This is a genomic window from Bacillus cereus group sp. BfR-BA-01355, assembly GCF_022663675.1.
Classification (GTDB): Bacteria; Bacillota; Bacilli; order Bacillales; family Bacillaceae_G; genus Bacillus_A; species Bacillus_A thuringiensis_S.
The window spans coordinates 1-209 of record NZ_JAKUFY010000532.1 but is presented as its reverse complement, the minus strand read 5'-3'; the positions used below and the strand labels follow the sequence as shown (position 1 = coordinate 209).

Genomic DNA, 209 nt, shown 5'->3' with positions numbered 1-209 from the left:
GCATGGTTCGAAATTGAAAGGCGGCTTCGGCTGTCACTTATGGATGGACCCGCGTCGCATTAGCTAGTTGGTGAGGTAACGGCTCACCAAGGCAACGCTGCGTAGCCGACCTGAGAGGGTGATCGGCCACACTGGGACTGAGACACGGCCCAGACTCCTACGGGAGGCAGCAGTAGGGAATCTTCCGCAATGGACGAAAGTCTGACGGA

1 rRNA gene is annotated in these 209 nt (G+C 57.9%); it reads left to right on the top strand.

Going from position 1 to position 209, the window contains the following annotated elements:
* Positions 1-209: ribosomal RNA gene (locus MR167_RS32800) — 16S ribosomal RNA — on the top strand; the annotation flags it as partial.